The sequence below is a fragment of the Pseudoalteromonas sp. GW168-MNA-CIBAN-0100 genome (genome assembly GCF_040309225.1).
Classification (GTDB): domain Bacteria; phylum Pseudomonadota; class Gammaproteobacteria; order Enterobacterales; family Alteromonadaceae; genus Pseudoalteromonas; species Pseudoalteromonas arctica.
In genome coordinates, this window is the sequence record NZ_JBEOOL010000163.1 from 1 (window position 1) to 402 (window position 402).

General features: G+C 39.6%; 1 protein-coding gene. It reads right to left on the reverse strand.

Annotated elements, in window-relative coordinates:
* Window positions 1-95: 95 nt before the first annotated feature.
* Window positions 96-402, reverse strand: a 307-nt coding sequence (locus tag AAEY62_RS20520; protein WP_350636087.1) for an FAD-dependent monooxygenase, incomplete at its 5' end; no start/stop codon positions are given.

The window sequence follows — 402 nt, forward strand, 5'->3', positions numbered from 1 at the left end:
TTACTTAACTCTTTAATTCAACATAGGTAATAAAAAGCCGCGGTTAAATTTAACCACGGCTTTTTATTCGCTTACTCGTGCGCTTAATAATACGCTTACTTTCCTATCGCTTCTTTAGCAAACAAATGCTTTATTGGGCCTAAGTTATCAACCATTGAAAGCCCAACTCCACGAATTAGTTTTTTAATTGGGTTAGCACCGGCAAATAACTCTTTTAAAGAGTACATCATGGCAATGTGTTTTTGCGCATCGAGTTTACGGGTGCGCTCGTAATCACGTAAAGTACGCGTGCTGGCAAATTCTTTATTATCACTTGTTAGTAACTCAATTAAATAAGCGGCATCTTTTAGGCCTAGGTTCATCCCCAAGCCTGCAAGCGGATGAATCGTATGTGCAGCATCG